This is a genomic window from Limnobaculum eriocheiris, from assembly GCF_021010575.1.
GTDB classification, from domain to species: domain Bacteria; phylum Pseudomonadota; class Gammaproteobacteria; order Enterobacterales; family Enterobacteriaceae; genus Limnobaculum; species Limnobaculum eriocheiris.
Genome location: NZ_JAJNAG010000001.1, coordinates 80,272 through 99,050 on the forward strand (window position 1 = coordinate 80,272; position 18,779 = coordinate 99,050).

The following is an 18,779-nucleotide window of genomic DNA, read 5'->3' on the forward strand; positions in this document are numbered from 1 at the left end:
CTGATTTTATGAAGTACCACATTATGAATACATGGACGTACATATGTTGAACTGGGTTGACTATGCCATTATCGGCATCATTGTTTTTTCAGTGCTGGTTAGCCTGATTCGGGGATTCGTTCGTGAAGCCTTGTCATTAGTAACCTGGGTAGCGGCGTTTTTTGTAGCCAGCCAATTTTACCCTTACCTGACAATTTACTTTACGCAGTTTCAGGACGAGTTGGTACGTAACGGAATAGCTATCGCCGCGCTATTTATTGCGACATTGATTGTGGGTGCTATTGTTAACTATGTGATAGGTTCTTTGGTAAAACATACCGGACTTTCCGGCACAGACCGCGTTTTAGGCATCTGTTTTGGTGCGTTAAGAGGCGTGTTAATTGTGGCGGCGTTACTGTTTTTCCTTGACTCATTTACATCATTTTCTCAAAGCGCAGATTGGGTGCAGTCCCAGTTGATTCCGCAATTTAGTCATATTATTAAGTGGTTCTTTGACTACTTGCAAAGTTCGTCGAGTTTCTTGCCTCACGTTACGCAATAGACATTTTCGTCAGGGTGGGCGTGGGGTGATACTGATGAGGAAAAGACAGCATGTGCGGTATTGTCGGTATTGTTGGTTTTACACCAGTCAACCAATCCATCTATGATGCGCTCACGGTGCTTCAGCATCGTGGGCAGGATGCAGCGGGCATTGTTACTATTGATGAGAATAATAACTTTCGCTTAAGAAAAGCCAACGGCCTGGTCAAAGACGTGTTCGAGATGCGGCATATGCAGCGCCTGCAGGGGAATATGGGTATCGGACATGTTCGCTACCCTACGGCAGGCGGCTCCAGCGCTTCAGAAGCTCAACCGTTTTACGTTAACTCTCCTTATGGTATCTCTCTGGCGCACAATGGCAATCTGACCAACGCCCATGAGTTAAAGCATAAGATGTTTGAAGTGGCCCGCCGCCACATTAACACCACCTCTGATTCTGAAGTTCTGCTGAATATTCTGGCCAGCGAGCTGGATAACTTTCGCCATTATCCGTTAACGCCTGAAGATATTTTTACGTCGGTCCGTAATACCCATAAATTAATCCGCGGCGCTTATGCCTGTGTGGCAATGATTATTGGTCACGGCATGCTGGCGTTTCGCGATCCTAACGGTATTCGTCCGTTAGTGATTGGTAAACGTAAGCTGACCGATGGTCGTATCGAGTATATGGTGGCTTCTGAGAGCGTAGCGTTGGATACCCTGGGGTTTGAGTTCCTGCGCGACGTGGAGCCGGGAGAGGCCATCTACGTATCAGAACAGGGGCAAATGTTTACCCAACAATGCGCCGATAATCCGCAAAGTCATCCTTGTCTGTTTGAATATGTCTATTTTGCTCGTCCGGACTCTTTTATCGATAAGATTTCCGTATACAGCGCCCGCGTTCGTATGGGGAAAAAGCTGGGGGAGAAAATCGCTCGTGAGTGGGATGATTTGGATATTGATGTCGTCATTCCTATTCCGGAAACCTCTTGTGATATCGCTCTGGAAATTGCCCGTATTCTCGATAAGCCTTACCGTCAGGGGTTTGTGAAAAATCGCTATGTTGGCCGGACCTTTATCATGCCTGGTCAACAGGCGCGTAAACAGTCGGTACGTCGCAAACTTAACGCCAACCGCGCAGAGTTTCGTGATAAGAATGTACTGTTAGTGGATGATTCCATTGTGCGCGGCACCACTTCAGAGCAGATCGTAGAAATGGCCCGTGAAGCCGGAGCCAAAAAAGTCTATCTGGCATCGGCGGCGCCTGAAGTGCGTTTCCCTAACGTTTACGGTATTGATATGCCAACCGCCAATGAGCTGATCGCTCATGGTCGTGAAGTGGCGGAGATTAATCAAATCATTGGTGCAGATGCATTGATTTTCCAGAATCTGGACGATTTGGTTGAAGCGGTTCGTGAAGATAACCACGATATTGAGAAGTTTGAGAGCTCGGTATTCGATGGCATTTATGTTACACGGGATATTGACCAGAACTACCTCGATTATCTGGATACTCTGCGTAATGATGACGCTAAGGCGGATAAAGATCATCATAACGCTGAGAATCTGGAGTTGTATAACGAAGGGTAGACTGGCAGTTATTAATGGTTGAACTTCGGAAATGCCGTGCTGATGTTTTTGTTTTAGTGCGGTATTTGAGACTGCTGGCAAACCTAATAATCAGCATCTGTGAATATTCCGGCCGTAAAAACGATGTGGCTCAAATCACTTTCGTGCTCGGCCGGAAGACCATCTGTACTTAGCTGTAGAGCGCGTCGGGCCTAGATTCCCTAGGGGCGCTCCGGCAGCTAAAGCTGCTACGACCCCAACGGCAATCTCTCCCTCTGATTGGCTATGCTAAAACACAAAACCAATATAAAACTAAATTATATGACTTTGTTATCAGTCTGAAATGCCGTGCTGATGTTTTAGTGCGGCATTTTTTATTCATAAGTGTTATTACCCAATAGGATTCTGATTGATAAAGTGTCCTGATTACGGCAAAGTCCTGTCATTATTCAGCGAATGCAAAGAGTTTTCTTATGAAACGTTTGATTGTCGGTATCTCTGGCGCCAGTGGTGCGATTTATGGCGTTCGCCTGTTGCAGGTTCTGCAAGGTTGTGCGGAAGTGGAAACCCATCTGATAGTCAGTAATGCTGCCCGTCAGACGTTGGCGATGGAAACGGATTATAGTCTGCGGGATGTCACCTCACTGGCTTCTGTGGTTCATGATGTGAGGGATATTGCCGCCTCGGTTTCTTCCGGTTCGTTTCGCTGCCACGGTATGGTGATTTTGCCATGCTCGATGAAAACTCTGTCGGCTATTGTAAACAGCTATACCGATGACTTATTAAGCCGGGCGGCGGATGTGACACTAAAAGAGCGTAAACCGCTGGTGCTGTGTGTGCGGGAAACACCGCTACATTTGGGGCATTTGCGATTAATGACGCAGGCGGCGGAGCTGGGGGCGGTGATTATGCCTCCGGCTCCGGCGTTTTATCATCGGCCCCAAAGCGTGCAGGATATTGTTGATCAAACGGTAAACCGAGTGTTGGATCAACTGGATATTCAGTTAGAACAGGATCTGTTTGAGCGCTGGCAGGGCAGTAAGCTATAGCGTTCTTCTGCTGGTGGAAAATCAGGTTATTTCAGTAACCATTAATCCTGAAATAACCCTCAATTATTTACTCATCATACAACCCGTCATTACGCACTGCGGTATGGCTCTTATTCGGGCGAATACGGCGTACCGACTCCCGTATTACCAGCGTTCCGTTTAGCAATAAGTTTCCGGTAGATGCCTGTGGGCGAATCAGGCGCTGCTGAAGAATATGAACAGCTTCTTCACCCAGTTGATCGCGGGGTACATGAACAGAGGTTAGGGGGACATCATGTATCGCCGCCAGATTGAAGCCATCAATACTCATCACTGAAATATCATTAGGAACCCGCAGCCCGGCTTTTTGTAGCGCGCTGACGGCACCTGCGGCCATAAAATCTCCCCCCACCAGTAAGGCGCTGGGCAATTTATCCCGCGGGGTGACGGCGAGATAGTCACTGATAAGTTGTTCACTCTCTTTCGAGCTAAAGCTTTGGGCGGTAATCAGATGCTGATTATCATCAAACGGAAGATTATGGGCTTCCCATGCATCACGAATTCCTGCAAGGCGAAGCTCCATAGTATGGCGTCGCAGGCATAGCAGGTTGACTACCGCCTTATGCCCCTGTTCGAAGAGGTAGCTTGCGGCATATTCACCAATAAGCTGATTATCAGGAGAAACCCCCGGCAGGCGCATTTTGTGGTCGCGGCAGTTTATCAGCACGCAGGGTTTACCTATATCTACAGCTAAATCGTGAATATGAGGATCGTCAATACCCAGCAGGATCACCGCCTCAGTATCCGGCTCATTCATTTTTGTCAAAAACAGATTGGTGTCGCTATCCAGCTCCTCCAGTGCACAATAGCGTAATCGTACCTCATGGGTACTCAGTGCTTTGCTGATGCCCTGAATAACCCGGTAATAAAAGACATCCAGACGCTCATCAAAGGCCCGTTGGGGAGCGAATACCATCAGGTTATTAAGCAATAAGCGTCCTGCTGCCATTCCTTGCAGTACCCCGTTTTGTTGTGCACAAGCCAGCACCCGTTGTTTTGCCACTTCACTGGTATTGGCTTTTCCTGCCAGCACTCTTGAAACCGTACTGATTGACAGTCCGGTTTGGGCAGCAATTTCGCCTATTTTTAGCTTTTTACTCATTCTGTGATCTATGCCCATTTTGCAAATGAAAGATTTTTCATCATTGAGTATTCACCATTTTTAAAGGCGTTTAACTAAATGTTTAACTACCTTTTTTTGGCTGATGAAAATTATTGCAGCGAATCTACTATTGGCCGATTTATAACTCATTTAGGCTCAATTTGTCGAATTGCTTTTAGCTTTTCTACGCAAAAATTTAAATAAAAAAACAACTAATCAGATGGTTAAAGAGAGTGGCTGCCGGAAGGTTGTCATACCAGTCCTGATTATTATCGCTGCAAGGAGGAGAGCAAGATGAGTTCTGAAATAAATCAGGATGTAACCGCAGTGAAAGCCACGCGAACCATCCGTAATTTACGTTGGTGGGTATTGGTGCTGTTTTTGATGGGGGTTACTGTTAACTACATTACCCGTAACTCCCTTGGTATTTTAGCGCCGGAATTAAAAAATAGTCTGGGTATTACCACCGAGCAGTACTCATGGATTGTTGGTGCATTTCAGTTGGCCTATACGGTTTTCCAGCCAATATGCGGTTGGCTCATTGATGTGATAGGTCTGAAGCTGGGCTTTCTGGTATGTGCCATTGTGTGGTCAGTTGTTTGTATGATGCATGCAGGCGCGGGAAGCTGGCTACAATTGGCTATTTTACGCTTTATGATGGGGGGAGCCGAAGCGGCAGCAACGCCCGCTAACGCTAAAACTATTGGTGAGTGGTTCCCTAAAAAGGAGCGTCCGGTTGCTGCCGGTTGGGCAGGGGTAGGGTTCTCGATTGGTGCGATGCTGGCTCCGCCGATTATCTATTTTGCACATGCCTCTTTTGGCTGGCAGGGTGCATTTATGTTTACCGGTGTGTTGGCGATGCTATGGGTTATCCTGTGGTGGCTGTTTTACCATAATCCCGAGCAGCATCCGAATTTGAGTAAAGAAGAGTTGGCATTTATCAAGCAGGATAATGAAGCGCCAGCGGTAAAGCTGCCTTTCTTTACTGCACTGAAAACCGTGTCTAAAAACAAACGTTTTTACGGTATCGCCATTCCGGCATTTATGGCAGAACCGGCCTGGGCAGTAATGAGTTTCTGGGTTCCACTGTATCTGGCTAACGAACGGGGTATGGACTTAAAGCAAATTGCTATGTTTGCCTGGTTGCCATTCCTGGCTGCTGATTTGGGCAGCGTTGCCAGTGGCTATCTGACCAAACTGTATGTTCGTTGGTTTGGTTGTTCCCGTACTAATTCTGTGGTGGCCAGTTCCGTTACCGGTGCATTTTTGATGATTTCGCTGGCTCTGGTTGCGATAACAAAAGATCCCTATATCGCTATCGTATTAATCTCTATTGGGGGTTTTGGTCATCAGATTATCTCTTGTATGTTGAGTGCGCTGGTCGTGGACTCTTTTGATAAAGGTCAGATGGCAACGGTTAACGGCATGCGTGGCTCTACCGCCTGGATCGCCAGTTTTCTGTTCTCATTACTGATTGGCGTTACCGCAGACAAAATAGGTTTTAACCCGCTGTTTATTGCTATGGGGTTCTTTGATCTGATTGGTGCAATATTCCTGGTTTCTTTGATTGCGGAACGTCGTACTAAACGGGCCTGAATGGGGTAGCCAATACCTACGAATGTTGGGTCAAACGTAATAATCTTTACTGTACACCTATAAGCGTGTCCTGGCGCTTATAGGTGTTAATCGACTTCAGGACAATTGTCGCAGCGCGTTTCTCTGTATTTAATCTTTTGGAAACAAATCATCAAACGCCTTCTCTAAATCACTAAACTCAAAATGGTATCCCGCTTCTTCCAGCCGCTTTGGTAACGCATGTTGCCCACTGAGCACCAGTAGCGCTGATTCCCCCATCAGTAAGCGAATAACACATGCCGGAGTGCGGAAGAAATGCGGCCTGTCGATAGCCGAAGCCAACAGGTCGGTGAATAGTTCATTGTGTACCGGATAAGGAGAAACCATATTAAATGGACCTTCCAGTTTCGGCGTAGTCAGCAAAAACAGGATGGCATTCACCATATCCTTAATGTGAATCCATGGCATATATTGCAGCCCGGAACCTAATGGACCACCTAAGCCCATCTTAAATATGGGGAGCATTTTGGCCAGCGCTCCGCCTTCCGCCGATAGCACAATACCAGTACGCAGCAGGCAAACCCGAGTATGAGCGCTTTTTGCCAGCAGGGCTTCTTCCTCCCAACGTTGACAGAGCGTATGGGTAAATTCCGGGTGTGGTGGTTCGTCTTCGGTGACTACGCTTTGACCCTGATCGCCATAATAACCAACGGCAGAGCCGGAAATAAATACTGACGGAGGCGTATGACTATCATGGAACAGTTTGCTGAGATGGGCGGTTAATTGCCAGCGACTGTTGCACAGGCGCCTTTTTTGCACGGCTGTCCAGCGTTTATCGGCGATAGGCTCTCCCGCCAGATTGATCACGGCGTTAAAATTATCCAGATTTTTTAGATTATCCAGCGCATTGAGATAGTTGACGCTGTCACCAAATAGCGTTCTGGCTTTTTCAATGCTGCGGCTAACCACAGTAATAGTGTGGGACTGCGATAACAGGCTTTTGGTCAAATGACGACCGATAAGCCCGGTAGCACCGGTAATAAGTATATGCATGGGCGATCTCCTGAAGCAGTCGTAAGGAACAAAACCGTCTTGCATCTACTTATCATAGCGGATAGTTGCCACAAAATATTATGATCGCTCACAACTTTGTGTTTTTACTCCATTTTGCCTTTTAGCTGCCATTCGGTATCTATTCGCCGGGCGATAACCACTGCCTGTCGTTTACTGATTCGCTGATACCAGTTGTTGACGGCCGGGTAATTCTGCAAATCAATACGCTGTTTTTGATAAGCATCGATCAATGGATAAAGCGCAATATCAGCAATACTGTAGCTGTCGCCGGCAATATACATATTTTTGGTCAGGCTTTGATTAAGTGACTGATAAACAGCGGTAGTTTCATGCTGATAAAGCTCAATAGTAGAGGGAATGATGCGCTTAGAGTGATGACTGAAATATTCCATATTCTCCAGCGTTGGCATCAATTTGTTTTCTACCCAAAATAGCCATTGCAGTACATCATAACGATGACGAAGCCCAAAAGAGGACAGATGACCGCTCTTTTCAGCCAGATACACCAGAATGGTGCTTGCGCCATGGAGCGTTAAAGGTGGTTCACCGGTATGTGGCCTGGGGTCAATAATTATTGGGCCTCTCTCTTCCGGAGATAATGCCGTCAGTGTCTGCAAGGGGTAGTCAACATTACTAAGCTTGAAGGGGTGTATGCTGTAAGACAGTTCAAGCTCTTCAAGAAAGATGGCGATCTTTTTTCCATCAGGAATTGGAGTGTAATAAAATTTAATCATAGTTCCCTCCATGTCATAAATTTTACTGGCTTAATGACGTGACTGATTTTTCTCAGCGATTAACGGGTATATTATGCCGTGAGATGCCTTTTTTATTCAGTAAAATGTGCGGTAATCTGGGCTAATATTTTTAACATACTGTGACTGGTCAAATTTCAATCTTGGTTGATCTTATATTCAGGAATATTCACTGATGAAATTGATGTTTGCATCTGATTTACATGGTTCTTTATCAGCAACTCGACTGGTGTTAGAGCGTTTTGAGCATTCCAATGCCGACTGGTTAATTTTATTGGGGGATTTGTTATATCACGGACCACGTAACCCCTTGCCGGATGAGTATAATCCTGCTGAAGTAGCGCTGTATCTCAACCGGTTTGCTGATAGAATCATGGCGGTTCGCGGGAATTGTGATAGTGAAGTAGACCAAATGCTATTACACTTTCCAATAGAGGCAACCTGGCAGCAGGTATTACTTGAACAACATCGGTTGTTTTTAACTCATGGGCATCATTATCATCCTGATAAGCTCCCTGCATTACGTTCCGGGGATGTGTTTGCTTATGGTCACACGCACATACCTCAGGCTGAAAAGCATGGGGATATTTACTTATTAAATCCGGGATCTGCCAGCCTGCCTAAAGGTGGATATCCGGCTAGTTTTGGTATACTGAACGATGGTGTGTTACAGGTTTTAAGCTTGCAACAACAAGAGCCCATCGTTCAGGTATCTTTAGAGAAAAGGTTTTAACAGATGGAAGAACAAAAGCAAGCCGAACAAGTCGAGTGGGTTGATGTTGTTGATGAAAATAACAATGTCATGGCTCAAGTGACCCGCCAGCAAATGCGGCAGAAGAATTTGCGCCATCGGGCAACCTATATCGTGGTTCATAACGGCATGGGCAAAATTTTGGTGCAGCGCCGTACCGACAATAAAGATTTCTATCCGGGCTGGCTTGATGCTGCGGCTGGTGGTGTTGTTCAGCAGGGGGAAGACATGCTGGTTTCAGCCCGCCGGGAAGCGGAAGAGGAATTAGGTATTGCCGATGTGCCATTTGCCGATCACGGTACTTTTTACTATGAGTCGGATAACTGTATGGTTTGGGGGGCACTGTTTAGCTGTGTTACCCATGGTCCATTCGCCTTGCAGGAAGAAGAGATTGAGAGCGTTCATTGGTTGACGCTGGAAGAGATCAATCAACGAGCCGATGAGTTTACTCCGGACTCGGTGAAGGCGCTTAATTTATGGGTGACGCGTAATCCGGAACAGCAAGAAATGGCGGAGAGCGTAGAACATCAGGCCTGATGTCAGGAGCTTTTATCAGCATGAAGTGATTTCACTCAATAATAATGCCGGGTATGAGACCCGGCATTATTTTACCCAAAAACGAGAGCATTAACCTTCGTTTTGCGCAGCCTGAATAGCCGTTAATGCGATGGTGTACACGATATCGTCGACTAACGCACCACGAGACAGGTCGTTAACTGGTTTACGCATACCCTGTAACATTGGCCCAATAGAAACCAGATCTGCTGAACGCTGAACCGCTTTATAGGTCGTGTTACCGGTGTTCAGGTCAGGGAAGATGAATACCGTGGCTTTACCCGCAACCGGCGAGTTTGGCGCTTTAGATCTTGCTACATCTTCCATAATTGCCGCGTCATACTGTAACGGACCGTCAATCACCAGGTCAGGACGTTTTTCCTGAGCCAGACGCGTTGCTTCACGTACTTTATCAACATCACTACCGGTACCGGAATTGCCGGTAGAGTAGGAGATCATCGCAACGCGAGGGTCAACGCCGAAGGCCGCAGCAGAGTCAGCAGACTGAATAGCAATTTCAGCCAGTTGTTCTGCGGTTGGATCCGGGTTAATCGCACAGTCACCGTATACCAGAACTTGTTCAGGCAACAGCATAAAGAAGATTGAAGAAACCAGAGAGCTGCCCGGTGCAGTTTTGATTAACTGTAGCGGTGGACGAATCGTATTTGCTGTGGTGTGAACCGCACCAGATACCAGACCGTCAACTTCGTTTTGCTCCAGCATCATGGTACCCAGTACCACGTTGTCCTGCAGTTGCTCACGAGCAACCACTTCGGTCATGCCTTTGCTCTTACGCAGCTCAACCAGACGAGGAACATAGTTTTCACGCACTTCAGCCGGGTCAACGATTTCTACGCCTTTACCCAACTCAACGCCCTGAGCTTCAGCAACACGTCTGACTTCTTCCGGGTTACCCAGCAGAATACATTGTGCAATACCACGGTCAGCACAGATAGCCGCAGCTTTAATGGTACGAGGTTCATCACCTTCAGGCAGAACCACACGCTTGCCAGCTTTACGTGCCAGTTCAGTTAACTGATAGCGGAATGCTGGAGGAGACATACGGCGAGAACCTTCGCTGTTTGCCGTCAGGGTATCAATCCATTCGCTGTTGATATGGTTAGCGATATAGTTTTGTGCTTGTTCAATACGCTGATGGTCATCCGCCGGAGCTTCCAGACTGAGGCTTTGCAGCGACAGGGAAGTTTGCCAGGTGTTGGTATCAACCATGAATACCGGTAAACCGGTTTCAAAAGCCTGTTCACACAGCTTATGTACGCGCTCATCTATGGCATAGCCGCCGGTTAACAGCACGGCACCGATCTCTACCCCGTTCATCGCTGCCAGACAGGCAGAAACCAGAACATCAGGGCGATCCGCTGAAGTCACTAACAGTGAACCCGGACGGAAGTGTAATAACATATTAGGGATGCTACGCGCACAGAACGTCACGTTCTTAATACGACGGGTACGAATGTCACCTTCGTTGATAATACGCGCTTTCAGGTGGTGAGCCATATCGATTGCACGGGTGGCAATCAGATCCAGGTTCCACGGAATGCAGCCTAAAATTGGCAGGGAAGAATTGGTGAACAGCTGGGCAGTATCAACCACGCTAATTGCCGGTTTGCTTGCTGAATCATCAAACATCTCTGACAGGTCAGGGCGAGTACGACCCTGCTCATCAACTGGCGCGTTTAGCTTGTTGATGATAACGCCGGTGATGTTCTCATTTTTGCTGCCGCCGAAGTTAGAACGCGCTAAATCAATACGCTCTTTCAGTTGGGCAGGGGAGTCGTTACCTAATGCCATCACAAAAACAATTTCTGCACCCAGTGTTTTAGCGATTTCATAGTTCAGGGCATTAACGAATTGATGATGAGAAGTAGGAACTAAACCTTCAATCAGAACGACTTCAGCGTCCTTAGCGCACTCCTGGTAACGTTCAACGATCGTTTCCATCAGCACGTCTTGTTTGTTGTTACTCAACATGCTCTCAACCTGAGCCATGCCCAGAGGTTCCGCCGTGACGGCGTTAGAGTTAGCACGCAGAATAGTAGTAGTCTGGTCCGGCACATCGGCACCCGAACGGGATTGTGCAACAGGCTTAAGTACGCCTAAACGAACGCCTTTGCGCTCCATAGCGCGAACGACACCAAGGCTGACGCTGGTCAACCCGACGCTGGTACCGGTAGGAATTAACATAATTGTACGAGACACGACGAAACCTCTTTAGGTTATGCTTTGGCTAAAACAACACCGCCAGCCTGAGCTGACGGTGTTGTTGTCGTTATTTACGCGGTCAGACGAGACGCGTCCTGAGCGATCACCAACTCTTCGTTGGTTGGAATGATCAGCGCAGCACGGGTGCCATCTTTTGCGATGTTTCCTGACTTACCAAAGCGGGCTGCCAGGTTACGCTCGTGGTCGACTTCAAAGCCTAACAGAGCCAGTTTACCCAGTGCCAGTTCACGAACCATTGCAGCGTTTTCACCAATACCGCCGGTGAAGATGACTGCATCTAAACGACCGTCCATCAGTGCCGTGTAAGCACCGATATATTTTGCTAAACGGTGGCAGAATACATCCATTGCACGTTTGGCATCTTCTTTCTCCGCATAGTTATCTTCAACATAGCGGCAGTCGCTGGTCACTTCGGTCAAGCCTTGCAGACCAGACTCTTTGTTCAGCATCTTATTGATCTGTTCCATGCTCATTCCCATCACATCATACAGATGGAAAATGATCGCAGGGTCGATATCACCGCTACGGGTACCCATAACCAGACCTTCCAGCGGGGTCAGACCCATAGAGGTATCTACACACTCACCGTTACGAATGGCAGAAACAGAACCGCCGTTACCTAAATGACAGGTAATAACGTTCAGTTGTTCTACCGGTTTGTTCAGCATTTTTGCTGCTTCACGGCTGACATAGTAGTGGCTGGTACCGTGGAAGCCATAACGACGAATACCGTGTTCTTTATACAGGCTGTACGGTAGAGCATACAGGTAAGATTCAGCAGGCATTGTTTGATGGAAAGCGGTATCAAAAACGGCCACGTTTTTATTTTTAAGAGATGGGAACGCTTTGAATGCTTCTTCAATGCCGATTAGGCCAGCCGGGTTATGCAGCGGTGCGAATGGAGAGGCAGCCTGAATACCTTTCAGCACATCAGCATTGATTACAACCGACTGAGTAAATTGTTCGCCACCGTGTACAACACGGTGACCGATAGCGGTCAGGTTGTTTGACAGTTCTGGTTTTTTAGCCAGAATAGTATTAACGATGAATTTCAGAGCTTCGCTGTGTGCAGCACCTGCTCCAAGGGCTTCTTCGTGTTTGCTTCCGTCCATTTTCCATTTGATACGGGCTTCCGGAAGGTGGAAACACTCGGCTAAACCAGAAAGGTGTTCTTCGCCATTGGCAGCATCAATGATGGCGAATTTCAGAGAAGAACTACCGCAGTTAAGAACCAGAACCAGCTTACTCGACATGAGAAGTACCTATTTAATGTGGTGATTTGAAAAACGAAAATAGGGCAAGCGTAGCGTTAACCGGTAAGGCCGAACTTTTATCACCAGGTTTGCTAGCGTACCCGCGTTTTATTATTGTACACAATTGCCTGAAAACAGGTTATTGGTATTGTTTTATCCCTAACAAAAAAATTGGCCGTAAGGCCTTAGCCAGAATAATACCTGGCTAAGTAAAAATAAAACAGAAATGCAAATTAAATTGATATTTATTAAACTGCATCAAGTTATTTGTGTATTTGTTTTAAAATTCACATGATTTTTTGAATGTACATTATAATCCGGATCGAAACATAATGTACATATCGATAGATCTGGAATCAAAGGCGGCAAATTAAATGCTACGTTCATCAGGTCCTATCCGTTGGATTCAGATATTTCAGCGCGGGCAGACTTACATGAAAACCTGGCCAAACGAAAAGCGTTTGTCTGCGGTGTTCCCTGAAAACCGTATCACCACGGCAACGCGCTTTGGCGTTCGCTTTATGCCGCCCGTTGCCATCTTTACCCTTGCCTGGCAAATTGCTATGAATGGTCAATTGGGGCCCGCAGTTGCCACGGCGATTTTTGCCTGTAGTTTACCTATGCAGGGGTTGTGGTGGTTAGGCCAGCGTTCCATTTCAATACTACCACCATCGCTAAAGCAGTGGTTTTTGCAACTGCGGGAGAAACTGGCGGAAGCCGGGCAGGAGTTTGCCCCTTTAGAGCAAGAGCCAACTTACCAGCATCTGGCGGAGCTGCTTAAGCAAGCTTTTAACCTGCTGGATAAAACTTTTCTGGATGAGCTATAACTAAATGCGCGGCTTCTGATTCTGTTCAGAAGCTACGCTGTTGATTGATTTTCCTTCCTCTATACCTCCTCTTCCTGAGTAAACAAAAAATTACACTGAATGGGTATCACTCTGTTGCGCAATATGCCATTCTCTATCTATTCGTGATGACGTTTATTCACATACAGAATTCTTTTTTGTTTTTGAATCTCAGGAGTTGTTATTGTGGAAATGACTAATGCCCAACGGCTAATCCTTTCAAACCAATATAAAATGATGACCATGCTGGATCCGGATAACGCGGAACGTTATCGCCGGTTACAGACCATCATTGAGCGCGGTTTTGGTTTACAGATGAAGGAACTGGAGCGCGAGTTTGGTGAACTGTCAGAAGAGACCTGTCGCACTATTATCAATATTATGGAAATGCATCACGCTTTAAGAGTCTCCTTTGAGAATATGCGTGAAAATCTGAAAGATAAGGCTGAAATTGATGAACGTCGTATCAATTTTCTTGGCTTTGATGCCGCGACAGAAGCCCGTTATCTCAGCTATGTTCGTTTTCTGGTGAATACTGAAGGTCGCTATACCCATTTTGATTCAGGAACCCATGGCTTTAACTCACAAACTAAAATGTGGGATAAATATCAGCGTATGCTGGCCATCTGGCAATCCTGTCCGCGCCAGTATCACTTATGCGCCATTGAGATTTCTCAAATCATCAATGCCTGATGTTTTCCCTTCGTTATGCAGAGTGGTCGGTGAATACCGGCCATTTACTTTTCTGTTTTGTCAGTGAGAATATTAATTTGAATTGCAAAGGTTTTCTTTTTGATTTGGACGGTACGCTGGTTAGCTCTTTACCAGTTGTTGAACGTGCCTGGTTAGGGGTTGCCGAACGTCTGAATGTTGCACCGCAGGAAATGCTCGATTTTATTCACGGTAAGCAGGCAATCACTTCACTGCGCCACTTTATGGCGGGTCAGAGTGAGGATGCAATCAAAAAAGAGTTTGATCGACTGGAACAAATTGAAGCTACCGATACCGAAGGCGTAGAGGCTCTGCCGGGAGCCATTGAGTTACTCAATCATCTGAATGAACTGAAGGTGCCTTGGGCAATTGTGACTTCAGGCACCATTCCTATTGCTCATGCGCGTAGTAAAGCGGCAGGAATTCCTTTTCCTGACGTGTTTGTTACCGCTGAACTGGTTGCCAGAGGTAAGCCTGAGCCTGATGCCTATCTGCTGGGAGCGGAACGTTTGGGGTTAGTTCCATCAGATTGTGTGGTAGTTGAAGATGCCGCAGCAGGTTTGGCTTCCGGGCTGGCAGCGGGTTGTCAGGTGATTGCAGTAAATGCACCACTAAATACCCCTGAACTGGCTCGGGTGGATAAATCGTTAAAAACGCTGCAACAATTACATGTCAGTTATGCAGATAACATTGCCAGAATTCAATTTGATTAATTAAATGAATGATTAACGGCATAAAGATAAGAAAGCTCCATAATTTGGGGCTTTTTTATTAACATGCTAATGACATATCTGGCTAATCTCCTTGTTTCTACTGAATGTTTCGCTTTTTAATTGATATAAGGTTGGTGATGTGCTTTATTCTGTTTTAATCGGTTAAATCGCATATATTGTTCCTTTATTGAGGGAAAAATAGAGTAACTTTACATGCAGGCTGAAAAAACATCTCAAAGCGAATATTTTATCACGATTAGTATTCGATAATATCTTGTATAGGGCAAAAACGTTCAGATAACCAGATAAGGGAACCACAGTGTTCGAGCGATTATTGACAGCGATGGGTATGCTAGCCAATAGCCAACTTTTTTGGGTGGTGTGCTTTCTATTTATTGCAATAATCCTGTTTATATCCAATAAAGTGCGGATGGATGTGGTTGCTTTGTTATTGATTACCGTTTTTGTTACCAGCGGTATTCTGACTTTATCTGAAGCCATCTCCGGTTTCAGCGATCCCAACGTTATTCTGATTGCGCTACTGTTTGTGATTGGTGAGGGGCTGGTGCGCACCGGTATTGCCTATCAGGTAGGGGACTGGCTGGTTCGGGTTGCGGGTAGCAGTGAGTCCAAACTGTTGGTGCTACTGATGTTAGCGGTTGCCGGGTTAGGTTCAGTAATGAGTTCTACCGGTGTTGTCGCTATCTTTATCCCGGTGGTGATGAGCGTTTCATCACGCATGGAGAGAGAGCCGGGCCGCCTGATGATGCCGCTGGCTTTCGCCGGATTAATCAGCGGTATGATGACGCTGGTTGCCACACCGCCAAACCTGGTGGTGAACAGCGAATTACAACGTTATGGTGTAGGGCAGTTTGATTTCTTCAGCGTTACGCCGATTGGTATTGTAATTCTGGTCATGGGGATAGGTTATATGCTACTGGTTCGCCCGTTACTGGTGAAACCGGCGACTCAGGACAAAGCCAAATCCCGTACTCGCCGCACTATGCGCGATCTGATTCATGACTATAAGCTGAGTGGCCGCGCCCGACGCCTCTCTATTCGCCCGGGATCGCCATTAATTGGTCGTACTCTGGATGAACTGCATCTGCGTTCCCGCTATAGCGCAAACGTGGTGGGGATTGAGCGCTGGCGTAAATTTCGCCGGGTGATGATTGGGGCTTTTGCCGCCACGGAACTTCGGGTGCATGACATTCTGCTGGTGGATATGTTTGATCCGGAAGCGGACGTTCGACACTTCTGTACCGAAGAGCAACTGGAACCAATGATTTTGCGCGGTGAATATTTCTCCGAACAGGCACGAGAAGTGGGAATGGCGGAAGTGTCGCTGGTTCCTGAATCTGAATATATAGGTAAAACGTTGCGACAAATGGGGTTCCGCACCCGTTATAATCTGAATGTAATTGGTATTCGCCGTAACGGTAAACTGATCGAAACCAGCCAGATTGATGAAGAACTTAAAGTTGGTGATATGATGCTGGTGATTGGCGACTGGCGTCAGATTCGTCAATTACAAAGCAATACCCGTGACTTCCTGGTTATGAACCTGCCCGCCGAGGTGGACGAAGTTGCGCCGGCCACCAGTCAGGCACCTCATGCGCTGTTGTGTCTGATTCTGATGATTTTTCTGATGGTGACGGATATTGTGCCTAACGTGATTGCGGCGCTCCTGGCCTGTTTGCTGATGGGTAAATTCCGCTGTATTGATATGGAAAGTGCCTATAAGTCTATCCACTGGCCGACCCTTATTCTGATTGTTGGTATGTTGCCTTTTGCCCATGCGTTACAAAAAACCGGAGGTATCGATCTGGTGGTTCAAGGGTTAATGGGGGCCGTCGGCGATATGGGGCCAAGGGTAGTACTGCTTAGTCTGTTTGTCCTGTGTGCAGTAATAGGATTGTTTATTTCCAATACGGCCACTGCGGTATTGATGGCTCCGATAGCCATTGGTGCGGCGAATCAGATGGGCGTTTCTGCCTTACCGTTTGCTATGGTGGTGGCAATTGCCGCTTCAGCAGCCTTTATGACACCGGTTTCTTCACCGGTAAATACGATGGTGCTTGGGCCTGGCGGCTATAAATTTAGTGATTTCCTGCGTATTGGTGTTCCATTTACCTTGCTGGTCATGGTGGTAAGCGTGATCGTTATTCCTTTGCTGTTTCCATTCTGAGACATAAATTGGACATATATCGTTCATAAAATTGACATTCAGTCTGAGTAATCTGCTTCTGAAAAATAAAAATCAGGAGAATATTATGAAGGCAAGTTGGTTGATTCCTCTCACTTTTGCGTTAGCCCCTGTGGTGATTCCTGCTACGGCATCCGCCGTGAATATCTATCCTATCGACCGTGCAACGATGCTAACCGGCGGCAAATTTGACTTTAAGGTTGAGTTTGACAAGCAGGTGGATCCGGCTCAGGTCAGCATCAAAATTAATGGAAAAGCATACCAACAGGTATGGAACCAAAAAAGCGAGTTTATTAAAGATGAAGATGGTCAGAATGCCTCATCGCTGGTGATAAAGAATGTCGATATTGCTACGCCGGGTGATTATAAAGTTGAAGTTTCGGCTGGTGATGAAAAAGGTACGGTAAGCTGGAATGTTTACCAAACGCCGGAAAAGCGTCAGGCTAAAAACGTTATTCTGTTTATTGGTGATGGCCTGTCGGTTGCTCACCGAACCGCTGCCAGAGTGATGTCAAAAGGCATTACCGAAGGGAAAGCCAATGGTCGTCTGGCTATTGATGACCTGACCAATATGGCATTTATCGGCACTTCAAGTACTGACTCCATTGCTGCGGATAGCGCTAACACCATGAGTGCCTATATGACCGGCCATAAATCCGGCGTTAATGCGCTGGGGGTTTATGTCAGCCGGGCTAAAGATTCGCTTAATCATCCCAAACAGGAAACTTTGGGTGAGTTGATTAAACGCACAACCCGCATGTCAGTGGGTATAGTCAGTGATGCCGAACTGGAAGACGCCACACCAGCAGCGGTACTGTCTCATACTCGCCGCCGTGCCGATAAAGCGGAAATCGTCAGTATGTTCTATGACGTTAAGCCGGATGTATTGCTGGGCGGTGGCTCGGCCTATTTTCTACCGGAAACGACACCGGGCTCTAAACGTAAAGATAACCAAAACTATGTTGAGCGCTTCCAACAGGCAGGCTATCAACTGGTGACCAATGCTGAACAGTTGAAAAAGCAGGGCTCCGGTGCGGATAAGCTACTCGGTCTGTTCCATACCGGTAATATGGATGACGTGCTGGACCGGCGCTTCCTGAAAAATGATGTCACTAAAAAGTTTCCTGACCAGCCCGATCTGACGGACATGACCCAAACCGCACTGGATGTGCTATCAAAAAATCAGGATGGTTTCTTCCTGATGGTTGAGTCAGCGCTAATTGATAAAGCCTCACACCCACTGGATTGGGAACGTGCAGCCTATAACACCATTATGCTGGATCAATCCGTAGCTATCGCTAAAAAGTTTGCCGAAACCCATCCTGATACGCTGATTATTGTTACCGGTGACCATACTCACGGCATCTCAATAGTCGGCACCGTTGATGATGATAAGCCGGGTGACGATATGCGTGAGAAAGTCGGCGTATATGAAACCGCAGGCTATCCAAACTATCAGGATAAAGATGGTGATGGTTATCCGGACAGGGTTGATGTCTCTAAACGTCTGGCGGTGTTCTTTAATAACTTCCCTGACCATTATGAAACCTTCAGGCCTAAGCTCGACGAACGCTTTGTACCTGCCATTCAGAATGAGAAGGGGGAGTATATTGCCAACGCCATATACAAAGATATACCGGGAGCGGTATTAAGAACCGGTAATATTCCGCGTAACACTGATACCGGGGTGCACTCTGTCGATGACATGATTGTTCAGGCATCGGGCCCGGGCGCTGAACGCATTCATGGCTATATGGATAACACAGAATTATTCCGCGTGATTGTTGACTCTCTGTCGTTAGGCCATGGTAAGCAGGGGTGA

At 46.8% G+C, this 18,779-nt stretch carries 16 protein-coding genes; 11 read left to right on the forward strand and 5 right to left on the reverse strand.

The window, feature by feature from the left end:
* Nucleotides 1-46 precede the first annotated feature (46 nt).
* The 3 genes from cvpA (at nt 47) to LPW36_RS00390 (ending at nt 3,137) form a co-directional block, all read left to right on the forward strand.
* A complete protein-coding gene (gene cvpA, locus LPW36_RS00380; RefSeq protein ID WP_230607659.1) occupies nt 47-541 on the forward strand; it encodes a colicin V production protein in 495 nt (164 codons plus the stop codon).
* Nucleotides 542-591: 50 nt separating this feature from the next.
* Complete coding sequence (purF, locus tag LPW36_RS00385; protein ID WP_230607538.1) at nt 592-2,109, forward strand: amidophosphoribosyltransferase; 1,518 nt, start codon at nt 592-594, stop codon at nt 2,107-2,109.
* 452 nt (nt 2,110-2,561) lie between these two features.
* On the forward strand, nt 2,562-3,137 hold the full coding sequence (locus LPW36_RS00390; protein WP_230607539.1) for a UbiX family flavin prenyltransferase: 576 nt from the start codon (nt 2,562-2,564) through the stop codon (nt 3,135-3,137).
* 67 nt (nt 3,138-3,204) lie between these two features.
* On the opposite strand, the gene LPW36_RS00395 is transcribed toward LPW36_RS00390, so the two are convergent.
* Nucleotides 3,205-4,278 carry a LacI family DNA-binding transcriptional regulator gene (locus tag LPW36_RS00395; RefSeq protein ID WP_230607540.1) on the reverse strand — a complete coding sequence of 358 codons (1,074 nt, stop codon included), beginning with the start codon at nt 4,276-4,278 and terminating at the stop codon, nt 3,205-3,207.
* A gap of 294 nt (nt 4,279-4,572) precedes the next feature.
* On the opposite strand from LPW36_RS00395, the gene LPW36_RS00400 reads away from it, so the two are divergent.
* Nucleotides 4,573-5,874, forward strand: a complete 1,302-nt coding sequence (locus LPW36_RS00400) for an MFS transporter (RefSeq protein ID WP_230607541.1) — start codon at nt 4,573-4,575, stop codon at nt 5,872-5,874.
* Between the two features lie 129 nt (nt 5,875-6,003).
* On the opposite strand, the gene LPW36_RS00405 is transcribed toward LPW36_RS00400, so the two are convergent.
* Nucleotides 6,004-6,906: a TIGR01777 family oxidoreductase gene (locus tag LPW36_RS00405; RefSeq protein ID WP_230607542.1), complete on the reverse strand. Its 903-nt coding sequence runs from the start codon at nt 6,904-6,906 to the stop codon at nt 6,004-6,006.
* Nucleotides 6,907-7,010: 104 nt separating this feature from the next.
* Nucleotides 7,011-7,661, reverse strand: a complete 651-nt coding sequence (locus LPW36_RS00410; RefSeq protein ID WP_230607543.1) for a glutathione binding-like protein — start codon at nt 7,659-7,661, stop codon at nt 7,011-7,013.
* Nucleotides 7,662-7,854: 193 nt separating this feature from the next.
* Here LPW36_RS00410 and yfcE point away from each other — a divergent pair, with 193 nt between their 5' ends.
* Both yfcE and yfcD read left to right on the forward strand, forming a co-directional pair.
* A complete protein-coding gene (gene yfcE, locus LPW36_RS00415; protein WP_230607544.1) occupies nt 7,855-8,412 on the forward strand; it encodes a phosphodiesterase in 558 nt (185 codons plus the stop codon).
* Between the two features lie 3 nt (nt 8,413-8,415).
* On the forward strand, nt 8,416-8,967 hold the full coding sequence (gene yfcD, locus LPW36_RS00420; RefSeq protein WP_230607545.1) for an NUDIX hydrolase YfcD: 552 nt from the start codon (nt 8,416-8,418) through the stop codon (nt 8,965-8,967).
* 90 nt (nt 8,968-9,057) lie between these two features.
* Here yfcD and pta read toward each other — a convergent pair whose 3' ends face one another.
* Entirely contained in the window at nt 9,058-11,205 is a 2,148-nt protein-coding gene (gene pta / locus LPW36_RS00425; RefSeq protein ID WP_230607546.1) for a phosphate acetyltransferase, read from the reverse strand.
* A 74-nt stretch (nt 11,206-11,279) separates the two neighbouring features.
* Nucleotides 11,280-12,482, reverse strand: coding sequence for an acetate kinase (ackA, locus tag LPW36_RS00430; RefSeq protein ID WP_230607547.1), 1,203 nt, complete (start codon nt 12,480-12,482; stop codon nt 11,280-11,282).
* Nucleotides 12,483-12,856: 374 nt separating this feature from the next.
* Between ackA and yfbV the strand changes: the two genes are divergently transcribed.
* The 5 genes from yfbV to LPW36_RS00455 all read left to right on the forward strand — a co-directional run bounded on the left by yfbV (nt 12,857) and on the right by LPW36_RS00455 (nt 18,779).
* Nucleotides 12,857-13,309, forward strand: a complete 453-nt coding sequence (yfbV, locus tag LPW36_RS00435) for a terminus macrodomain insulation protein YfbV (protein ID WP_230607548.1) — start codon at nt 12,857-12,859, stop codon at nt 13,307-13,309.
* 204 nt (nt 13,310-13,513) lie between these two features.
* Nucleotides 13,514-14,020 (forward strand): YfbU family protein, encoded by a 507-nt coding sequence (locus LPW36_RS00440; RefSeq protein WP_230607549.1) that lies wholly within the window; start codon nt 13,514-13,516, stop codon nt 14,018-14,020.
* A 77-nt stretch (nt 14,021-14,097) separates the two neighbouring features.
* The gene (locus LPW36_RS00445; protein WP_230607550.1) at nt 14,098-14,751 is read left to right on the forward strand and encodes a sugar phosphatase; all 654 of its coding nucleotides are present in this window, start codon (nt 14,098-14,100) and stop codon (nt 14,749-14,751) included.
* 349 nt (nt 14,752-15,100) lie between these two features.
* Nucleotides 15,101-16,939, forward strand: coding sequence for an SLC13 family permease (locus LPW36_RS00450; RefSeq protein ID WP_230607660.1), 1,839 nt, complete (start codon nt 15,101-15,103; stop codon nt 16,937-16,939).
* 85 nt (nt 16,940-17,024) lie between these two features.
* Complete coding sequence (locus LPW36_RS00455; RefSeq protein WP_230607551.1) at nt 17,025-18,779, forward strand: alkaline phosphatase; 1,755 nt, start codon at nt 17,025-17,027, stop codon at nt 18,777-18,779.